General features: G+C 53.2%; 1 rRNA gene. It reads right to left on the bottom strand.

What is annotated here, in order from left to right:
* Positions 1 to 107 (bottom strand): 5S ribosomal RNA (gene rrf / locus PQQ95_RS36575); the annotation flags it as partial.
* Between the last annotated feature and the right edge of the window lie 126 nt (positions 108 to 233).

The raw sequence follows: 233 nt of genomic DNA, 5'->3' as shown, positions 1-233 counted from the left end.
CGATTACCTACTTTCACACGGGAATCCGCACTATCATCGGCGTGGAGTCGTTTCACGGTCCTGTTCGGGATGGGAAGGGGTGGGACCGACTCGCTATGGTCATCAGGCATGACTTGTTGCTGTGGTGTCTGAGGGACAGCACAGCCAATCTGGAAGAAGTAGTTTCTGGTGATGCTCACCAGGGGTAAAGCTGTTGGGGTTGTGTTGTTTCTGGCACAACACTGATCTCAACC

It is taken from the genome of Paraburkholderia caffeinilytica (assembly GCF_046030355.1).
Taxonomy (GTDB): Bacteria; Pseudomonadota; Gammaproteobacteria; order Burkholderiales; family Burkholderiaceae; genus Paraburkholderia; species Paraburkholderia caffeinilytica_B.
This window is presented reverse-complemented; position numbering and strand designations above follow the sequence as displayed.